Raw genomic sequence first — 17561 nt, 5'->3', positions numbered from 1 at the left:
GGGCTCGCGATTACTCTTTGCGTTCGAACTCCCCTTCGATGGTATTGCCACCCCCTCGCGGGGATTGTCCGGGTCTGTCATCGCCCGGGCCTGGTTCAAACGGCTGCTGGCGAGCCTGGAAGCCCCCCATCTGCATCCTGAACTGATTGCTGTCAATCAGCTTGTCGGCCAGCATGTTGCGCAGCCAGGGCTGCAGCAGCAGGATACCGACAATATCGCTCACAAATCCCGGGATAATCAGCAGCAAGCCCGCCAGCGCCAGCATCATGCCACCCATCACCTCGCGGCCGGGCATCTCCCCCAGCTGCATCTTCTGCTGGGCAGTGAGCAGGGTCTTGATCCCCTCGCTGCGCACCAGCGACGATCCCAGCACGGCGGTCAGCACCAGCAAGCCAACGGTCGGCAAGGCCCCGATCACGGACCCCACCTTGATCATGACGGTGAGCTCCAGCAATACCAGCCCGACCAACAACAGTAACAACTTGCCCATAGCAACCTCGGCGCGATGAATGAATGGACCCGGGGTGTCCGGTCGGCAGCCGCACATCGCTGATGCTGATGCTGACGCGCCGGGTTCAGGTCTTCTGACATTAAAATGGGGTTGCTTGATCATTTTTCAAGCCTCTCCTGCCGCAGGCCCCGGAATACGGATAAATATTTGTCCGCCCAACTGGGATTGAGGTGGTTGTTCTGTCAAAGTTAATCGCCCGATTGCAATATCTGTTTAATGACCACAAGAAATTTGAGGTTGCCTCAAATTTAGTGATCCAGGTCTAATACCGGATACCTCAATTGGGGTAACATCAACACCAGTCATTGCACAGGGAGCAACTGGCTCCCAACTGCCCCACCCGATGTGTGGTGCTTCAGGATGAAATGTGCGTAGGGAAATCGCGACCACTCGGTGAGGATCGTTTCCATTTATTTGATTTCTGAGGCATAACAATGAGCGACATCAAGAACGTCCGCATTGAAGAAGACCTGCTGGGCACCAAAGAAGTTTCCAACGACCTCTACTACGGCGTGCATACCCTGCGCGCTGTTGAAAACTTCAAGATCAGCACTCAGAAGATTTCTGACGTTCCCGAGTTTGTTCGTGGCATGGTCCTGACCAAGAAGGCGGCTGCACTGGCCAACGGTGAACTGGGCACCATCCGTCCCGAGATCGCAGACAAGATTGTCGAAGCCTGCGACCTGATGCTGAACACCGGCAAGTGCTTCGATCAGTTCCCGGTCGATGTCTATCAGGGCGGCGCCGGTACCTCCGTCAACATGAACACCAACGAAGTGCTGGCCAACATCGCCCTCGAGCTGATGGGACTTGAAAAGGGTCGCTACGACGTCATCAACCCCAATGATCACGTCAACAAGTGCCAGTCCACCAACGATGCCTACCCCACCGGTTTCCGCGTGGCCGTGGTCAACAGCACCGACACCACCCTGCACGCTCTGGAAGCCCTCATCGCCGCCTTCGATGTCAAAGCCAAGGAATTCAAACATATCCTGAAAATGGGCCGTACCCAGTTGCAGGACGCCGTGCCCATGACCCTGGGTCAGGAGTTCCACGCCTTCGCCGTCACCCTGCGTGAAGAGATCAAATCCATCAAGCGTTGCCAGGAGCTGCTGCTGGAAGTGAACCTGGGCGCCACCGCCATCGGTACCGGTCTGAACACTCCGCCCGAGTACTCCGGTCTTGCCATCAAGCGTCTGGCCGAGATCACCGGTCGTGCCTACGTGCCGGCAGAGGACCTCATCGAAGCGACCTCCGACTGCGGCGCCTATGTGATGCTGCACGGTGCGGTCAAGCGTCTGGCCATGAAGCTCTCCAAGATCTGTAATGACCTGCGTCTGCTCTCCTCCGGCCCGCGCACCGCGCTCAAAGAGATCAACCTGCCGGAAATGCAGGCTGGCTCCTCCATCATGCCGGCCAAGGTCAACCCGGTCATTCCGGAAGTGGTCAACCAGTCCTGCTTCAAGGTATTCGGCAACGACGTCACCATCACCTTCGCTGCCGAGGCCGGTCAGCTGCAGCTGAACGTCATGGAGCCGGTGATCGGTCAGGCCATGTTCGAATCCCTCAGCCTGATGGAAAAAGCCTGCATCTCCCTGCGCGAGAAGTGCGTGGAAGGCATCACCGCCAACCCGGACATCTGCATGAACCACGTGCTGAACTCCATCGGCATCGTGACCTACCTGAACCCCTTCATCGGTCACCATGAAGGCGACATCGTCGGCAAGATCTGTGCCCAAACCGGCAAGAACGTCCGCGAAGTCGTGCTGGAACGCGGCCTGCTGACCGCCGAACAGCTGGACGAGATCCTCTCCATCGAGAACCTGATGAACCCGCAATACAAAGCCAAGCGTTACACCCGCGAAGCCACCGTATAAGCGAGCAGATGGGCCGGGGTTATCCCGGCCCATTTAAAGTCAATTCCCGAGCGGTCTCTCCACAGCCCCATCGGGAATTGGCTTTTCAGCCTAATAAAACCTAAAAAAACTGGAAAATGGAGTGTTCGCTATGATTGGAATCGAGTTACTTGTCGTGCTCGCCGCTATCTATCTGGGGGCCCGGATAGGCAGCATAGGTATCGGCTTTGCCGGTGGTCTTGGGGTACTGGTGCTGACCTGGGGGCTGGGCATGCCCATCCCGAGCGATCAGCTGGTGACCTATCTCCCGTGGGACGTGATCATGATCATCGCGTCTGTCATCTGCGCCATCGCCTGTATGCAGCTGGCTGGCGGGATGGATTATCTGGTGCACCTGGCCGAAAAAGCCCTGCGCAAGAATCCCAAGCACATCACCTTCGCCGCGCCGGTCGTCACCTACCTGATGACCATGCTGGCCGGTACCGGTCACACCGCCTTCTCCACCCTGCCGGTGATCGCCGAAGTGGCCAAGGAGCAGGGCATTCGCCCCTCCCGTCCGCTCTCCATCGCGGTCGTTGCCTCCCAGATTGCCATCACCGCCTCCCCCATCTCGGCGGCCGTGGTCGCCTTCTCCGGCATGCTGGAGCCGCTTGGCGTCGACTACCTGACCCTGCTGGCCATCTGCATCCCGTCCAGCTTCATCGCCTGTCTGCTGGGGGCCTTCATCGCCAACCTGCTGGGCAAGCCGCTGGATCAGGACGAAGTCTATCTGGAGCGCAAAGCCAAGGGACTCATCAAGCTGCGCGGTACCAGCCAGGTTGAGATCAAGCCTTATGCCAAGCTCTCCGTCGGCATCTTCGTCGCTTCCATCGTGGCCGTGATGGCCTATGCCACCGCCATCTCCGGCAACGTGGGCCTCATCAGCAATCCGCCGATCCCCCGCGATGGCGCCATCATGGGCATCATGCTCTCCGCCGCCACCCTGATGGTACTGTTCTGCAAACTGGACGCGGCCCAGATCACCAACATGCCGACCTTCAAGTCCGGTATGTCCGCCTGTATCTGCGTGCTGGGCGTGGCCTGGCTGGGCAACGTCTTCGTGAAGGGCAACATGGTCGAGATCCAGGCGTTCGCCGGCGATCTGCTGAGCCAATACAGCTGGCTGCTGGCCGTGGTGCTGTTCTTCTCCTCCATGCTGCTCTACTCGCAAGGTGCCACCACCAAGGCCCTGATGCCTGCCGCCCTGGCACTGGGTGTCAGCCCGCTGGCGGCCATCGCCTCCTTCGCCGCCGTGAGCGCCCTGTTCGTGCTGCCGACCTACCCGACCCTGCTGGCCGCGGTCGAGATGGACGACACCGGCTCCACCCGCATCGGCAAGGCCGTGTTCAACCACCCCTTCTTCATCCCGGGTGTGGCCACCATCGCCATGGCTGTGGCGCTCGGCTTCTTCTTCGGTGGTCTCATCCTCTGACCGGTGAACCACCCCATGCAAAACGGCCCGAACGGGCCGTTTTTTTATGCCAGGCCACCGCCGGGCTCCCATGAAAAAGCCGCTCCCGGGAGCGGCTTTCGTCATCCTGGCGGCATCCTCAGACCGTGGTCTGGCGGGTACCGAAATAGTCAGCCAGGAAGTCGTCGAACGACAGACTGTCACTGCGTTCCCGCTCCCGCTGCTTGGCCAGGGAGTCCCGCGCCTCGCCGGCAAAGTAGGCCTCGTCCCAGTATTGCAGCTCGCCGGCCAGCATCTCTTCCCGGTAGCGGCTCGCCAGCGCATCGCCGAAGCAGCCGTTGTCCTGGCCGCTTGAAAGCAACTGCTTGAGCAGGCGGGCGGAGTAGGTCTGCTCGGGGTCGAGCAGCTTCTCACGGTGCATCGCCAGCGTCTCGCGATAGCGGTTGCGACCACAGCAGCGATCCAGCAGCGCTGCGACCTCGGCCAGCTCGTCGAACAGCTTGAGGCCGTACTCCTTGAGGCCGATGGCATTGCCCTGCTCATCTTCAAGCGTCAGGCCGGGGCGGCGCCCCTCCAGCACCACCTTGTTCTGGTTGCGGCGGTTGCGGGCAACCTCGTCATCCGAGAGCACGGGGGACGGGCGCAACAGGCACCAGACCAGGAAGAGATCGAAGAAGCGGATTTGATCCACCTCGATACCGAACGGGGTGAAAGGATTGACGTCCACCGTGCGCAGTTCGATGTATTCGATGCCGCGCTGCTCCAGCGCATCCGAGGGCTTCTCGCCGCTGCGGGGGGTACGCTTGGGGCGGATCGGCGCGTAGAGCTCGTTCTCCAGCTGCAGCACGTTGTCGTTGAGCTGGCGGTACTCGCCGTTCACCTTGACCCCTATCCTGGCGAAGTCGGGATCATGGGTGTTGATGGCCCGGCGCAGACTGCTCACATAGGCGGGCAGGCTGTCATGACTGATCTTGAGCCCCGCCTGGGCGCTGTTGGTGTAACCGAGATCGGACAGGCGCAGAGCCGTGGCATAGGGCAGGTAAAGGGTGCCCTTGCCGGTCTTCTGGAACGGCAGGCTGCTCTTGCGCCCCTTGAGGAAGGAGTCGCAGATGGCCGGAGACGCGCCGAACAGATAGGGCACCAGCCAGCCGAAGCGGTAGACGTTGCGAATAAGCCCCATGTACTTGTCGGAGATGAAGCGCTGGCTGCAGCAGCCCTCTCCCACCAGATCCTGCCACTCGCACCAGAAGCTGTCCGGCATGGAGAAGTTGAAGTGCACCCCGGCGATCACCTGCATCAGGCTGCCGTAGCGGTTCTTCAGCCCCTGGCGATAGAGGGTCTTCATCCGCCCGATGTTGGAGCTGCCGTACTGGGCCAGGCGGATGCTCTCCTCGTCACCGACGAAGCAGGGCATGGAGAGGGGCCAGATCCGCTCCTCTCCCAGATGATGAATGGTGTGGCGGTGAATGTCGCCGAGCTGCTCGATCAGGCTCTCGATGGAGTCGGTGGCCGGCGTGATGAACTCCAGCAGGCTCTCGGAGTAATCGGTGGTGATGTTGGCATGGGTCAGGGCCGACCCCAGGCTTCTGGGGTGATCGGTCTGGGCCAGGGTCCCTTCGGGGGTGATGCGCAGACATTCGCGCTCGATCCCGCGCCGGATCCCCTTGAGGGCGGTCACCCGTTCCGGGGTGCCCAGCGCAGCCAGCAACTCGGTGAGCGACAAGCTAGTAGTAGTCATATTCACGGCTCATGTGTGGCCGCCCCACCCGGGGCGGCACTTATTGTTGCGACGCCCCTCAGGGCAGTTGCAGTGGATAGATGGGAAGATGAAGCTCGCTCAGGGGTTTTTCAAGCTTTTGCTTGTCTCCCACCACCACAATCACCATCTCGGCCGGATCCAGCCAGCGGGCTGCACTGGCCTTCAGCGTCTCGGGTGACACCGTTTTGATCAGGTTGTTCTGGGCCTGCACATAGTCCGGCTTCAGGTCGTACATGATCATCTGCAGCAGGAAGCCAGCCTTCTGCCCCAGGGTCTCGTAGGAGAGCGCATCCTGCTGGGAGACGGCGCTGCGCATGTAGGCCAGCTCCACCGGGGTCGGCCCGCTCTTGCGGTAGCCGTCCATCTCCTTGAGGAACTGGCGGATGGCATCCACGGTCGCATCGGTGCGCACATTGGCGCCGGTCGCGAAGACACCCGCCTCGCGGTTGGCCTGGAAGCCCGAGCTGGCACCATAGGTGTAGCCCTTGTCTTCCCGCAGGTTGAGGTTGATGCGGCTGTTGAAGTTGCCACCCAGGTTGAAGTTCATCAGGTTGGCGATGAAATAGTCTCCCGTGGTGTCAAACGGCATGGCGCGACGGCCGATACGGATCACCGACTGGGGGGCCCCCGGCTTGTCCACCAGATAGATGCCTGGCTTGGCCTGCTCTCCCCCGGGCTTGAGATCCCCCAGGGTCGGGGCGGCTCCCTGCCACTGGGTCAGGAAGGCGAGACCGGATTCCACCTGCTGGGCGGTCACATCACCTGTCACCACCACCTTGGCATTGGTCGGATTGTAATAGGCCTCATAGAAGCGCTTCACATCCGCCAGGGTCAGCTTCTCCACGTCCGCCAGCACCCCGTCAGAGGGTTGGCCGAGGCGGTTCTGCTTGCCATAGACCAGTTCGCGGAACGCCTGACCCGCCAGCCACTCGGGTTGCTGCTCGCTCTGTTTCATGCCTTGCAGCATCTGGGTCTTGAGCCGCTCGAAGTCCGCTTCCCGCAGGCCGGGTTGCAGCAGCACTTCCCGCACCAGCGCCAGGGTTTCGGGCAGCTTGTCCGCCAGACTGCTGATGGTGATGAGGTTGTTGTACTGGGCGCTGGAGACGCTGATGCTGGCGCCGAGTTTTTGCAGCTCGTCGCTCAGCTCGGCCTCGGAGAGGCGCGTCGTCCCCTGCTCCAGCATGGCGGCGGTAAGACTCGCCAGCCCCAGCTCTCCCTTGCCTTCGGCCCGGATGCCACCCGGCAGGGCGATCATGATGGAGACGGCCGGGATCTCGTCGCTGTGGGTGCCGATGATCTCGATCCCCTTGTCGAGCTTGCCACGCCAGATGGCGGGCACCTTGACGCTCACCGCATCGGCCGCCTTGGGCTGCACGCTGCGATCGAAGTCATCTTTCACCGGCCGCTCGGCCAGCACCTTGTCATGCTTGCTGTAATCCGGCAGCTCCCGCTTGGCGGGAGTGAAGTTCGGGGTCGCGGCCTGCCAGTCGCTCTTGCCCTTGGGCACCACGCTCAGCACCACGGCAGGCTTGTTCTGGATGAACTTGTCGTAGGCAGCCTTGACGTCAGACCCCTTGACCCGGGCGATGGCATCCAGATTCTTGAACACATAGTCGGGATCCCGGGCCAGCACCTGCCCCATGGCAAGCTGGCTTACCTTGCCCTCGATGCTGTCGAGTCCCCAGATGGCGGACGCGCGATAGCTGCTGATGGCCTTCTCCAGATCCGCGGGCTTGATGCCGCGCTGGGCGAACTCGCCGATCACCTTGTCCACCTCGCCCTTGAGGGTCTTGAGGCTGCCATCCGCCGCCGGATTGGGGTAGGCATAGACCGTCAGGGTACAGGCAAGTTCTTCGCAGGAGTGGGAGGCACCCGCCTCGATGGCCTTGCCGGTTTTCACCAGGGACTGGTAGAGCATGGAGCTGGCAGAGCCCCCCAGCACATCGGCAAAGATGTCCAGCGCCGGCTCCTGCGGGTCACCCAGGGAGACGGTCGGGTAGCTGATATACAGGAGCGGCAGATGCACCTTGTCTTCCAGCGTCACGTAGCGGGTTGCCGGCAGGGTGGCCGGCTGAGGCGTCGGTTCGGCCACATCCGGACCGCGCGGGATGGAACCGAAGTACTGCTCAATCCAGGCCAGCGCCTGCTTGGTATCAAAGTCGCCGCCCAGGGTCAGGGTCGCGTTGTTGGGACCATACCAGCGCAGGAAGAACTGCTTGAGGTCGTTGACGTCGACCCGGTCGAGATCCTCCACATAACCGATGGGTTGCCAGGAGTAGGGGTGGGTACGCGGATAGAGTGCCTCCCCCACCCGCTCGCCCACCAGGCCATAAGGCTGGTTGTCGATGCGCTGGGCCCGTTCGTTCTTGACGGTGGCGCGCTGGATCTCGAACTTCTTCTGGCTCACCGCATCGAGCAGGAAGCCCATGCGGTCCGCCTCCAGCCAGAGCACCTTCTCCAGTTGATTGGCCGGCACGGTTTCGTAGTAGTTGGTGCGGTCCTTGTTGGTGGTGCCGTTCATGTCACCGCCCGCCTCGTTGATGATCCGCATGTGTTCCTGATCACCAACGTGCTTGGAGCCCTGGAACATCATGTGCTCGAAGAAGTGGGCAAAGCCCGACTTGCCCACGGTTTCCCGGGAGGAGCCGACGTGATAGGTGACATCCAGGTGCACCAGAGGGTCAGACTTGTCCGGCGCGAGGATCACGGTCAAACCGTTGTCCAGCTTGTACATCTGGTAGGGAATGCCGAGCTTGCCCTCTTGTTTGACCTGCTCGGACACCAGGGTCGGGGCCGCCAGCACGGGAAGGGAGAAGCCCAGCAGCATGCTTAATGGAATGAGTTTGTTCACGGGTACCTCGTGAGTGACAAAAGGGCTAGAAGATCTGACTGGCCAGCAGAAACACCAGGGCATAACGAAGCAATTTGCCAAGCCCGATCAAGATGAGGGAGCGCCAGAAGGAGAGGCGCAGCCAACCAGCCAGCAGACAGAGACCATCGCCGACCACAGGCGTCCAGGCAAGCAGCAGACACCAGTGGCCATGACGTTTGAGCCAACCAAGGGCTTTTTGTTCCCCACGGCCTTGAAAATCTTCCGGTTTTTTCTTGTGGGTGGCGAGCCAGCCGAGCCACCAGGTGGTCATGGAACCCAGGGTATTGCCCAGCGTCGCCCAGAAAAGCAGGCTGGTCATGCTCCACTCCCCCTTGACCGCCATGGCACCCAGCAGCACTTCCGAGCTGCCGGGCAACAGGGTGGCGGAGGTGAAGGCGCTCAGAAACAGCCCTCCCAGCCCCATCCCGGTGAAGTCTATCATCCGGGCTGACCGTCTGCGGCGGACATGCGCAGCAACAGCTTGCCGCGCACATGGCCCTGCTCGATGGCCTGATGGGCCAGCGCCCCTTCTGCCAGCGTGTATTCACCGGAGACAGTGACCTTCACCTCCCCCTGGCGAAGCAGCGTCAGCATCTGGGTCAGCTGCGTTCGATCGGGATGGACCAGCATGCCGACAACCTCGACGCCGAGCTCGGCTCCCGCGTCCTTGAGCTGCTGGGCCGTGATGGTGGGGACCGTCACCAGACGGCCGCCCGGCTTGACGCAGGCCAGCGCCGCCTTGCCGCTCTCGCCCCCCACCAGATCCAGCACCAGATCGAACGGACCATCGGTGATCGCCTCGGTGCACCACCCGGCCTGGTGGTAATCCACCATCCGGCTCGCCCCGAGACTATGAAGGAAGCTGTGATTGTCGCCGCTTGCCGTGGCAACCACGTGGGCGCCATAGGCGGCGGCAAACTGCACCGCCAGATGGCCGACGCCACCGGCACCGGCCAGGATCAGTACCCGTTGCCCCGACTGCAAGCCACCGTGCTCCAGCAGCCCCTGCCAGGCGGTGAGTCCCGCCAGCGGCAGGGCCGCTCCCTGCCTGAGGCTCACCCCATCGAGCTTGACCAGCTCCTCCTCGCGGGCCACCACGGATTCGGCATATGCACCGGCGGCGAGGGGGAAACCCACCATGCCGCACACCTGATCCCCCTCGGCCAGGGAGGTCACGCCGGGCCCCACCTTTTCCACCACACCGGAGACATCATAGCCCGGCGTCCAGGGCAGGTTGTCCTTGTTCTGGGCGGCCGCCCAGCCGAGACCGGCCCGGGTCTTGGCATCGATGGGGTTGACCCCCGCAAAGCAGATGCGCACCCGGACCTCTCCCTCCGCGGGCACCTTGTCCAGGGAAGGGTTGAGCCTGAGTACCGAGGGGTCGCCGAATGCGGTAATCTGTAGCTGCGTCATTGCACAATCCATCCTGTTGATTGATCAAGGGTCAACAGAATAACAGCGAGGACACCATGGCTCGAATGTTTCTTATTCCTCTGTTGCTGGCCCTGGGGTGGTGGGCGTTTCTGCTCTACTTCCGCATCCCGCTCAAACAGGGGGCCAGGGGCTTTTACTGGATCATCGGCATCGGCGGCGGGCTTGCCGCCTTCCTCAGCCTGATGATGGTGCTCACTCACTAGGGTTCGGGGACAAGGGGGAACAAGAGAAGATGCTGCATGGACTGAACCATCTCACGCTGGCAACCGGCGATCTCGACAGCAGCGTTGCCTTTTATGTCGACTTGCTGGGATGTCGCCCCAGGGTGAGATGGGCACGGGGAGCCTATCTCACCCTCGGCGATCTCTGGCTCTGTCTCTCCTGCGATCCTCCCCAACCGGCCAGAGATTACAGTCATGTCGCGTTTGGCATCTCGCCTGAACAGTTTCCAGCCTTCTGCGCCCGTCTGCGCGCGGCGGGCGTCGTGGAGTGGAAGAAGAACAGCAGCGAAGGGGATTCACTCTATCTGCTGGATCCCGACGGGCACCGGCTGGAAATCCATGCAGGCAACCTGGATAGCCGGCTCGCCTCCCTCAGACAGCAACCCTATGAGGGTCTTATCTGGTTCGACTGAGCCGGATTCACCCCTGCTCGGCACGAAGATGGTAGTGACGATTGCTGCCCTGCCCCAGCACGCCCTGCGCCAGCAGATGCTGGAACACCCGGTCCACCTCCTCCAGAGACAGTGACAATGCCTCAGCCACCTTGCGTTTGCTGCATTTGAGCTCGCCGCTCTCCAGCGCACCGCGCACCTGGGCGACCACGGCTGGCTCGGGCATGGGTCTGCTGATGGCTGGCGGCTCCGAGGTCGGCACTGCGGCCCGGGCCTCGGCTTGCGCCTTCTCCCGTTGCCACATCCATTGACGGCGGAAGCGGTTCTCCTCACCGATCAGGCTGACGAAAAAGGCACCAAATGCATCGAGCAGGATAGACAGGAAGCAGACCAGCAGGAACTGCACCTGGCCGATGCTCATGCCCACCCCGTCCGCCAGACTGCTCATCAGCCCCAGCATGGAGGACTGCTCCCCCAGCGGCTTGGCGTCCCGCTCCTGGCGCAGCTCGTCCTGACGCAGCCTGAGCTTGGTGTTGGCCTGCTGCAGACCGCTGACGCCGCTCGAGATACGCGCCATCTCGATGTATTTGCGGGCCGCCTCTTCGTTGAGCTGGATCTGCCGCTCTATGCTGGCTATCTGCTCGTCGAAACGGGCTATCTCCCGCTCGTGACGCGCCTGCTGGCTCAGGATGGTGTTGGTGGCGCTGTTGATGCCGCCGATACTGCCCCCGATGGATATGGCGGCCAGCACGCTGTAGAACAGCAGCGACCAGAAGGCGCCGCCCAGATCCCGCCTCGCCTTGCACTCGCCATACTCGTACCAGACGTAGAACTTGCCCAGCTCGAAGATGATGGCCAGCCCGCCAAACAGCCACTTCATCAGGGGGTTTTCGTCGATGGAGAGAAACAGCAGCAGGGAGAAGACGATGGATGCCAGAATGGCCAGCCCGGTAAAACTGTAGACAGTCGTGAGGGCGAACCATCCCTTGGGGTAACGCAATGCGGCGCAAGCCTGAGTAGTCATGATGAAGCGGGAAACATCTGCAGGAAAAGTTGGCTGCCGATTATAGTCGCCACTCCCCCGGAGAGAAGGGCAAATCCCCGAATTCCCGCCGATGGACGATCAGCTGCCCAGAGTGCGACCAAAACGTGCAAATCGACAGCAGAAAAACACTACAATCGACCCCGTACCTGAAGGACATCTGCGGTTATGCTCGGGTTAAGCCCGCCGCATTACACTCATTTCCACCGAACACGACTCGAGGACATCATGAACAGAACGACGGCTTTGTTGCTCTCTCTTTTTCTGATCACTGGTAGCGCCCTGGCACAGGACGAAGGGAGCCAGACCTTCTCCGTGGATGCGCTGACCTTCAATCTGGACTGGAATGACACGCAGTTTGACTGGTCCCAGAGCAACTGCTTCGATCTCGGGAGCGGTGACACGGCCGCCGCCGACTGCAAGAGGATCAACCTCAATCTGGAGGATGAGACGCAGCGCAACCAGCCCCCCAGCACCAACCAGATCAGCACGCAACCGGATCAATGATCCCCCTGACAGGAGCCTTGATGCGATGACCCACATGACCATGACTTCCCGCGGCGCACTGCTGCTCTCCCTGCTTCTGGTTCAGGGAATGGCCTTTGCTGCCCCCCCCCCTTCCAAACACGATGACGACATCCGGATCTCCACCGACCGGGGCCGGGTAAGCCTGGATTGGGACGACAAGGAGTACGAGTGGTAGCAACACAACTGCCTGGATGTCAGCACCCGGACCAGCCGTATCCAGCTCAACTGCGACAACGTGGATGGCAAATACCGCGACCATTACAACCGCAGCATTCACAGTGGCAACAACCCAGGTCAGGGCCATGACAAGCCCGGAAACAAGCACGGCGGCAACGGCCACCAAAAACACTGACCAGCATGCCCATGGACATGGTTGAGGGGCCTGTGGCCCCTGGAGTCATGTCCCCTACCAGTAGTTTTCCATGCTGATATTGCCGGGGGCGCGACGCAGGTTCTTGGCAAGCCCCAGCCCGAGAAGGGTCTGCTGAGTCTCTTTCACCATGGCGGGGTTGCCGCAGATCATCACCTGGCTCAACTCGGGGGAGAAGTTCAGCCCCACCCTCGCCTGCAAGCTGCCATCGACGATGGCTGCCGGGATGCGCCCTGCCATCGCCCCCGGCCAGGTCTCACGACTGACGAAGGGAACATAGCGAAAACGCTCGCCATGCTGCTCGGCAAAACTGGCAATAAGCGGCTGATAGCTGAGCTCTTCCCCTTTTCTCACCCCGTGTACCAGCACCAGATGCTCGAAGCGGTCGAAGACCTGTCCCTCGGCCAGCATGGCGAGGAAGGGGCCGATGGCGGTGCCGGTTGAGAGCAGCCAGAGGTCCCGTCCCGGGGGAATCTCATCCAGGGTCAGAAAACCGGTGGCCTGGGACTGCACCAGCAGGCGGTCGCCCACCTGCAGGGAACCGAGAGAGGGACTCAGCTCACCGCCGGGGATCTCCACCAGATAGAATTCGTGATAGGGCGTGCCGGGAGGATTGACGAAGGAGTAGGCACGCTGGACTCGACGCTCGCCCTGCTCCAGGGCCAGCTTGGTGAATTGACCCGCCTTGTAGGGGGCAAGTTCCGCCTCCACACGCAGGGAGAGCAGGGTGGGTGTCCACTCGATGCGCTCGATGACCCGACCTTCGACCCAGGCAGCCATAAAGGTTCTCCTCCAGAGGAACAGACCTTCACTTTACCCCTTGATCTGAAAATAAAAAACCCGCGCATGTGCGCGGGTTTTTCTGCAAGAGCGGAACGCTATTACAGAGCAACAACCTGGATTTGTACGGTTGCTTTGACGTCAGCGTGCAGCTGAACAACAACTTCGTACTCACCGGTGTTACGCAGAACGTTGCCCATGCGGACTTCGCTCTTGGCAACGGCTACGCCGGCAGCAGTGATGGCTTCAGCCACGTCACGGGTACCGATGGAACCGAACAGCTTGCCTTCGTCGCCAGACTTGGAGGCGATGACAACGGCAGCCAGCTCACCCAGCTTGGCAGCGCGCTCTTCGGCAGCAGCCTTGTTGGCAGCCAGTTTGGCTTCCAGCTCAGCGCGACGAGCACCGAAGGCTTCGATGTTGGCCTTGGTGGCCATAACAGCTTTGCCTTGCGGGATCAGGTAGTTACGGGCATAACCAGCTTTTACGGAAACTTGGTCACCCAGACCGCCCAGTTTGGCGATCTTATCGAGCAGGATAACTTGCATTACCTTTCCTCTATAAATTTCGTTGAGTTAGGCGTAAGCGCCGGGCCGATTCTTACTTGTTGTGCAGATCGGTGTACGGCAGCAGAGCCAGGTAACGAGCACGCTTGATGGCGCGTGCCAGCTGACGCTGATACTTGGCGCGGGTACCGGTGATACGGCTCGGTACGATCTTGCCAGATTCAGTGACGTAGTTTTTCAGAGTAACGATATCTTTGTAGTCGATCTCGGTAACGTTCTCGGCGGTGAAGCGGCAGAACTTACGACGACGGAAATAACGTGCCATGGCCTTTATCCTCTAATGCGGTGATCTAAGAATTACTCTTCGGAAGACGCTTCAACAGCATCTTCGCGACGCTCGTCGTCACGACGGGTGAAGCGCTCTTCCTTGGCCTTGGCCATCGGAGAAACTTCAGTCACGGCGTGCTTGGTGCGCATGATCATGTTGCGGATAACGGCATCGTTGAAGCGGAAGTTGGTTTCCAGCTCATCGATAACGGCCTGTTCAGCTTCTACGTTCATCAGAACGTAGTGAGCCTTGTGCAGCTTGTCGATCGGGTAAGCCAGTTGACGACGGCCCCAATCTTCCAGGCGATGAATGGTACCACCAGCGGTGGTGATAGCGCCGGTGTAACGCTCGATCATGCCAGGTACTTGCTCGCTCTGGTCCGGATGAACCATGAAGACGATTTCGTAATGACGCATTTTAGCTCCTTACGGATTAATTCAGCCTCCGCCCAGGTGCAGCCAGACCTCGGAGGCAAGGAACATTGTGATGTTTAGACGCTGCTTTCTAGGGCGGCGTATTGTACGAAATCACCTCTCCCACTGCAACTGGCGAAGCAAGATGTTTTTCTCGATGAGCCCGATACAAAACTTTAATTGATAACAATTATCATTTAGATCCATACTCTCCTCATATCCCCACGGAGGATGACAGTATGCAACCTGCGCTCACCACGGCCATCCCGGCCCGCAAATTCAAGCTGACCCTGCTCGGCCCCGCCTTCATCGCCGCCATCGGTTATATCGACCCGGGCAATTTTGCGACCAACATCCAGGCCGGCTCCACCTTCGGCTATCAACTGCTGTGGGTAGTGGTGTGGGCCAATCTGATGGCCATGCTGGTGCAGACCCTCTCGGCCAAGCTCGGTATCGTCACTGGCAAGAACCTGGCGGAACACATTCGTGATCGTCTGCCCAGGCCCGCAGTCTGGGCCTATTGGGTGCAGGCCGAGATCATCGCCATGGCCACCGATCTCGCCGAGTTCATCGGCGCTGCGGTCGGCTTCAAACTGCTGCTCGGCATCACCCTGCTGGAAGGGGCCTGCATCACCGCCGTGGTCACCTGGGGGATCCTGATGCTTCAATCCCGCGGCCAGAAGCCGCTGGAGTTCGTGGTGGGCGGCCTGCTGCTGTTCGTGGCCGCCGCCTACATCGTCGAGCTGATCTTCTCGCGCCCCCACCTGCCGAGTCTGCTGGAAGGGGCACTCTTCCCCGGCCTCCCCAATGGTGATGCTGTCTATCTTGCCGCCGGCGTGCTTGGTGCCACCGTGATGCCCCATGTCATCTATCTCCACTCGGCCCTGACCCAGCACACCCAGGAGCAGGGCACGGTGACCCAGCGACTGCACAGCACCCGGGTCGACGTGGCCATCGCCATGACCATCGCCGGCTTCGTCAACCTGGCCATGATGGCCATGGCGGCTGCCGCCTTCCACAGCTCCGGCAACCAGCAGGTGGCCGAGCTGGAATCGGCCTACCAGACCCTCACGCCCCTGCTGGGCCCGGCAGCCGCCACCCTGTTCGGCCTCTCCCTGGTCGCCTCCGGCATCTCCTCCACCGTGGTGGGGACGCTGGCGGGACAAGTGGTGATGCAGGGCTTCGTGCGCTTCACCATTCCGCTCTGGCTGCGCCGAGCCATCACCATGGCCCCCGCCTTCGTGGTGATCGCCATGGGCCTCAACACCACTGAAATCCTGGTGTTGAGCCAGGTAGTGCTGAGCTTCGGCATCGCCCTCGCTCTCATTCCGCTGCTGATCCTGACCGGTGATCGCGCCCTGATGGGGGCACATCGCAATCACCCCGTCACCCAGGCCGTGGGGCGCCTCATCGTCGCCCTGGTGATCGGCCTCAATGCCTATCTGCTGGTCACCACCCTCTAACGCCATCTTGAGGCTCATTGACCCGGGTTGATGAGCCTCTTCGCACTTTCGCGTATGCTGCCCCTTTCCCTTCTCATCATCTCGTTGCGGGAGCCCTGCCATGGAACATACCCGAGCCAGCTTCGTACTGGGCCACCATCAGGAACAGGCCAGCGTCGTCTGTTGCAAACAGGGGGATCCGACCCTGCTGGTCACCGACCTCACCCCCTTTCATCCCCAGAGCCACCTCTGGCCCGATCAACCCGGTGACGTGGGCACTGTGCGCTGGGAAGGGGGGGAAGCGGCCGTGGGCCCCTGCCGCATGGGCGCCATCAGTCCCGAGGGCGAGCTGTTCGTGGATACGGAGATTCCGGTCAAGCGGGGGGCGGATGGGTGGGCTTTCGTGGTGGTGCATCCCCTCGCCGGTTCCCATCACCTTGCCATTGGCTCGCCTGTGGAACTGACAGTGGATGCCGAGGCACGCCATGCCCTGAGCCTGGGCCACAGCGCCTGCCACCTGGTGGCACTGGCCCTCAATCGGGCGCTCACGCCCTATTGGCGAAAGGAGACGAGCGAGCTTGACGCTCTCGGGCAGCCGGATTTCGACCGCCTCGCCATCCAGCACTCCCGGGTCGAGCCCAGAGGATCAAAGGAGCAGTACCGGATCGGCAAGAGCCTTCGGAAAAAGGGAATCAACAGCGAGGCACTGCTGACCGACCTCGACAGGATAGCGCTCCAGGTCAACGAGCAGCTGATGCGCTGGCTCAAAGAGGGAGGCGAGATCCGCCGTAGCCGGGCCGGTGATGCCGTCATCGATTCCCGCTACTGGCATGGCATGGTGGACGGTCGGGAGATCACCATTCCCTGTGGCGGCACCCATGTGAGCAGTCTGACCGAGTTGGGCCAGGTTCAGGTGACGCTGGCCCCCAGTGAAGAGGGATTTACCCTCACCACCCGGGTCACTCCCTGAACCACCCCAGCCCTCCTGATGCCGCACCGCCCTGACCGGGGCGGTGCCCCGACAGAGAGGCCCGCAGGCAGATCAGCGCGGCGGTATCTCACCCCGGACTGACGACCACATGACCACGGGGTAGCAAAAAACCATGAGATGCACCACGGATGAGGGGCCACTTGCCCCTTTCCTGGCGCCTGACGATGTCAGGCAGGCTCCCTTCGCATCCCCATGTGAGGGATGTCATCTTCCAGATACCCTTCCCCTTCGGCCACGAAACCATGCTGGCCGTAAAAACCTTGCAGGTGGGCCTGTGCACCGAGCCAGATGCTGTGTGCAGGCCAGCGTGCCTCGCACTCTCTGACCGCTTGCGCCAGCAGGCGGTGACCCAGTCCGCCCCCCCGCGACGTGGGAGAGGTGACCACGCGGCCGATGGCGGCGCCGCTGTCATCACCAATGCCGGGTGCCATGATGCGGGCATAGGCCGCCAGGTGATCCCCCTCACGACCGAGCAGATGCAACACGCCGTCACGGCGATCCAGCCCGTCCAGATCCTGGAAGGGACAGGTCTGCTCCACCACGAACACCTCGGCGCGCAGGGCAAGCAGCTCATACAATTCATCCGTGGTCAGCTCGGACCAGGATTTCATACTCCAGTTCATGAATGACTCCTGTTTAATGGGGTCTGACAGCATAATCTTGCTC

18 protein-coding genes and 1 pseudogene are annotated in these 17561 nt (G+C 61.3%); 8 read left to right on the top strand and 11 right to left on the bottom strand.

The genetic code is table 11. The features are described from left to right. Positions 1 to 10 precede the first annotated feature (10 nt). On the bottom strand, positions 11 to 490 hold the full coding sequence (locus tag H7R73_RS02990) for an FxsA family protein (protein ID WP_103260832.1): 480 nt from the start codon (positions 488 to 490) through the stop codon (positions 11 to 13). A 455-nt stretch (positions 491 to 945) separates the two neighbouring features. Between H7R73_RS02990 and aspA the strand changes: the two genes are divergently transcribed. Then, complete coding sequence (aspA, locus tag H7R73_RS02985) at positions 946 to 2388, top strand: aspartate ammonia-lyase (RefSeq protein ID WP_010673133.1); 1443 nt, start codon at positions 946 to 948, stop codon at positions 2386 to 2388. A gap of 130 nt (positions 2389 to 2518) precedes the next feature. Then, a complete protein-coding gene (locus tag H7R73_RS02980) occupies positions 2519 to 3838 on the top strand; it encodes an anaerobic C4-dicarboxylate transporter (protein ID WP_010673132.1) in 1320 nt (439 codons plus the stop codon). Between the two features lie 118 nt (positions 3839 to 3956). Here H7R73_RS02980 and gshA read toward each other — a convergent pair whose 3' ends face one another. The 4 genes from gshA to H7R73_RS02960 are packed head-to-tail and all read right to left on the bottom strand — an operon-like array spanning position 3957 to position 9861. Further along, positions 3957 to 5555, bottom strand: coding sequence for a glutamate--cysteine ligase (gene gshA / locus H7R73_RS02975; RefSeq protein WP_029313807.1), 1599 nt, complete (start codon positions 5553 to 5555; stop codon positions 3957 to 3959). Positions 5556 to 5613: 58 nt separating this feature from the next. Beyond that, positions 5614 to 8427, bottom strand: coding sequence for a M16 family metallopeptidase (locus H7R73_RS02970; RefSeq protein WP_182951467.1), 2814 nt, complete (start codon positions 8425 to 8427; stop codon positions 5614 to 5616). A 25-nt stretch (positions 8428 to 8452) separates the two neighbouring features. Beyond that, positions 8453 to 8890, bottom strand: coding sequence for a YqaA family protein (locus H7R73_RS02965; RefSeq protein WP_029313803.1), 438 nt, complete (start codon positions 8888 to 8890; stop codon positions 8453 to 8455). Beyond that, positions 8887 to 9861 carry an NADP-dependent oxidoreductase gene (locus H7R73_RS02960; RefSeq protein WP_182951466.1) on the bottom strand — a complete coding sequence of 325 codons (975 nt, stop codon included), beginning with the start codon at positions 9859 to 9861 and terminating at the stop codon, positions 8887 to 8889. The genes H7R73_RS02965 and H7R73_RS02960 overlap by 4 nt, the downstream gene beginning before the upstream one ends. A gap of 56 nt (positions 9862 to 9917) precedes the next feature. Here H7R73_RS02960 and H7R73_RS02955 point away from each other — a divergent pair, with 56 nt between their 5' ends. After that, positions 9918 to 10085: a hypothetical protein gene (locus H7R73_RS02955; RefSeq protein ID WP_162513465.1), complete on the top strand. Its 168-nt coding sequence runs from the start codon at positions 9918 to 9920 to the stop codon at positions 10083 to 10085. A gap of 29 nt (positions 10086 to 10114) precedes the next feature. After that, the gene (gene fos / locus H7R73_RS02950) at positions 10115 to 10516 is read left to right on the top strand and encodes a fosfomycin resistance glutathione transferase (protein WP_039040005.1); all 402 of its coding nucleotides are present in this window, start codon (positions 10115 to 10117) and stop codon (positions 10514 to 10516) included. A 7-nt stretch (positions 10517 to 10523) separates the two neighbouring features. Here the strand turns inward: fos and H7R73_RS02945 are convergent, their stop codons facing one another. After that, positions 10524 to 11519: a Preprotein translocase subunit SecY gene (locus H7R73_RS02945; RefSeq protein WP_103260835.1), complete on the bottom strand. Its 996-nt coding sequence runs from the start codon at positions 11517 to 11519 to the stop codon at positions 10524 to 10526. A 246-nt stretch (positions 11520 to 11765) separates the two neighbouring features. Here H7R73_RS02945 and H7R73_RS02940 point away from each other — a divergent pair, with 246 nt between their 5' ends. Together H7R73_RS02940 and H7R73_RS02935 are read left to right on the top strand one after the other, a co-directional pair. After that, positions 11766 to 12044 (top strand): hypothetical protein, encoded by a 279-nt coding sequence (locus H7R73_RS02940; protein WP_050485177.1) that lies wholly within the window; start codon positions 11766 to 11768, stop codon positions 12042 to 12044. Positions 12045 to 12069: 25 nt separating this feature from the next. Next, positions 12070 to 12417: pseudogene (locus H7R73_RS02935) on the top strand (hypothetical protein). A 54-nt stretch (positions 12418 to 12471) separates the two neighbouring features. On the opposite strand, the gene H7R73_RS02930 reads toward H7R73_RS02935, so the two are convergent. The 4 genes from H7R73_RS02930 to rpsF form a co-directional block, all read right to left on the bottom strand. After that, positions 12472 to 13215 (bottom strand): ferredoxin--NADP reductase, encoded by a 744-nt coding sequence (locus tag H7R73_RS02930; RefSeq protein ID WP_103260836.1) that lies wholly within the window; start codon positions 13213 to 13215, stop codon positions 12472 to 12474. Positions 13216 to 13316: 101 nt separating this feature from the next. Next, the gene (rplI, locus tag H7R73_RS02925; protein WP_010673120.1) at positions 13317 to 13763 is read right to left on the bottom strand and encodes a 50S ribosomal protein L9; all 447 of its coding nucleotides are present in this window, start codon (positions 13761 to 13763) and stop codon (positions 13317 to 13319) included. Positions 13764 to 13815: 52 nt separating this feature from the next. Continuing rightward, a complete protein-coding gene (gene rpsR / locus H7R73_RS02920) occupies positions 13816 to 14046 on the bottom strand; it encodes a 30S ribosomal protein S18 (protein WP_005313392.1) in 231 nt (76 codons plus the stop codon). A 32-nt stretch (positions 14047 to 14078) separates the two neighbouring features. Further along, positions 14079 to 14465, bottom strand: a complete 387-nt coding sequence (gene rpsF, locus H7R73_RS02915; protein WP_005331771.1) for a 30S ribosomal protein S6 — start codon at positions 14463 to 14465, stop codon at positions 14079 to 14081. 236 nt (positions 14466 to 14701) lie between these two features. Between rpsF and H7R73_RS02910 the strand changes: the two genes are divergently transcribed. After that, positions 14702 to 15925: an Nramp family divalent metal transporter gene (locus H7R73_RS02910; RefSeq protein WP_042014875.1), complete on the top strand. Its 1224-nt coding sequence runs from the start codon at positions 14702 to 14704 to the stop codon at positions 15923 to 15925. 100 nt (positions 15926 to 16025) lie between these two features. Continuing rightward, complete coding sequence (locus tag H7R73_RS02905) at positions 16026 to 16874, top strand: hypothetical protein (protein WP_103260837.1); 849 nt, start codon at positions 16026 to 16028, stop codon at positions 16872 to 16874. A 188-nt stretch (positions 16875 to 17062) separates the two neighbouring features. Here the strand turns inward: H7R73_RS02905 and H7R73_RS02900 are convergent, their stop codons facing one another. Further along, positions 17063 to 17518, bottom strand: a complete 456-nt coding sequence (locus tag H7R73_RS02900) for a GNAT family N-acetyltransferase (protein WP_049636452.1) — start codon at positions 17516 to 17518, stop codon at positions 17063 to 17065. Between the last annotated feature and the right edge of the window lie 43 nt (positions 17519 to 17561).

This window comes from Aeromonas sp. WP2-W18-CRE-05, from assembly GCF_014168615.1.
Taxonomy (GTDB): domain Bacteria; phylum Pseudomonadota; class Gammaproteobacteria; order Enterobacterales; family Aeromonadaceae; genus Aeromonas; species Aeromonas caviae.
Note: the sequence above shows the minus strand (reverse complement) of the source record. Positions and strands in the feature narration are given on the sequence as shown.

What these genes read in the sequence shown, in the direction of transcription:
- H7R73_RS02990 (WP_103260832.1), bottom strand. Translation starts at nt 490, where the DNA reads ATGGGCAAGTTGTTACTGTTGTTGGTCGGGCTGGTATTGCTGGAGCTC.
- aspA (WP_010673133.1), top strand. Translation starts at nt 946, where the DNA reads ATGAGCGACATCAAGAACGTCCGCATTGAAGAAGACCTGCTGGGCACC.
- H7R73_RS02980 (WP_010673132.1), top strand. Translation starts at nt 2,519, where the DNA reads ATGATTGGAATCGAGTTACTTGTCGTGCTCGCCGCTATCTATCTGGGG.
- gshA (WP_029313807.1), bottom strand. Translation starts at nt 5,555, where the DNA reads ATGACTACTACTAGCTTGTCGCTCACCGAGTTGCTGGCTGCGCTGGGC.
- H7R73_RS02965 (WP_029313803.1), bottom strand. Translation starts at nt 8,890, where the DNA reads ATGATAGACTTCACCGGGATGGGGCTGGGAGGGCTGTTTCTGAGCGCC.
- H7R73_RS02960 (WP_182951466.1), bottom strand. Translation starts at nt 9,861, where the DNA reads ATGACGCAGCTACAGATTACCGCATTCGGCGACCCCTCGGTACTCAGG.
- H7R73_RS02955 (WP_162513465.1), top strand. Translation starts at nt 9,918, where the DNA reads ATGGCTCGAATGTTTCTTATTCCTCTGTTGCTGGCCCTGGGGTGGTGG.
- fos (WP_039040005.1), top strand. Translation starts at nt 10,115, where the DNA reads ATGCTGCATGGACTGAACCATCTCACGCTGGCAACCGGCGATCTCGAC.
- H7R73_RS02945 (WP_103260835.1), bottom strand. Translation starts at nt 11,519, where the DNA reads ATGACTACTCAGGCTTGCGCCGCATTGCGTTACCCCAAGGGATGGTTC.
- H7R73_RS02940 (WP_050485177.1), top strand. Translation starts at nt 11,766, where the DNA reads ATGAACAGAACGACGGCTTTGTTGCTCTCTCTTTTTCTGATCACTGGT.
- H7R73_RS02930 (WP_103260836.1), bottom strand. Translation starts at nt 13,215, where the DNA reads ATGGCTGCCTGGGTCGAAGGTCGGGTCATCGAGCGCATCGAGTGGACA.
- rplI (WP_010673120.1), bottom strand. Translation starts at nt 13,763, where the DNA reads ATGCAAGTTATCCTGCTCGATAAGATCGCCAAACTGGGCGGTCTGGGT.
- rpsR (WP_005313392.1), bottom strand. Translation starts at nt 14,046, where the DNA reads ATGGCACGTTATTTCCGTCGTCGTAAGTTCTGCCGCTTCACCGCCGAG.
- rpsF (WP_005331771.1), bottom strand. Translation starts at nt 14,465, where the DNA reads ATGCGTCATTACGAAATCGTCTTCATGGTTCATCCGGACCAGAGCGAG.
- H7R73_RS02910 (WP_042014875.1), top strand. Translation starts at nt 14,702, where the DNA reads ATGCAACCTGCGCTCACCACGGCCATCCCGGCCCGCAAATTCAAGCTG.
- H7R73_RS02905 (WP_103260837.1), top strand. Translation starts at nt 16,026, where the DNA reads ATGGAACATACCCGAGCCAGCTTCGTACTGGGCCACCATCAGGAACAG.
- H7R73_RS02900 (WP_049636452.1), bottom strand. Translation starts at nt 17,518, where the DNA reads ATGAACTGGAGTATGAAATCCTGGTCCGAGCTGACCACGGATGAATTG.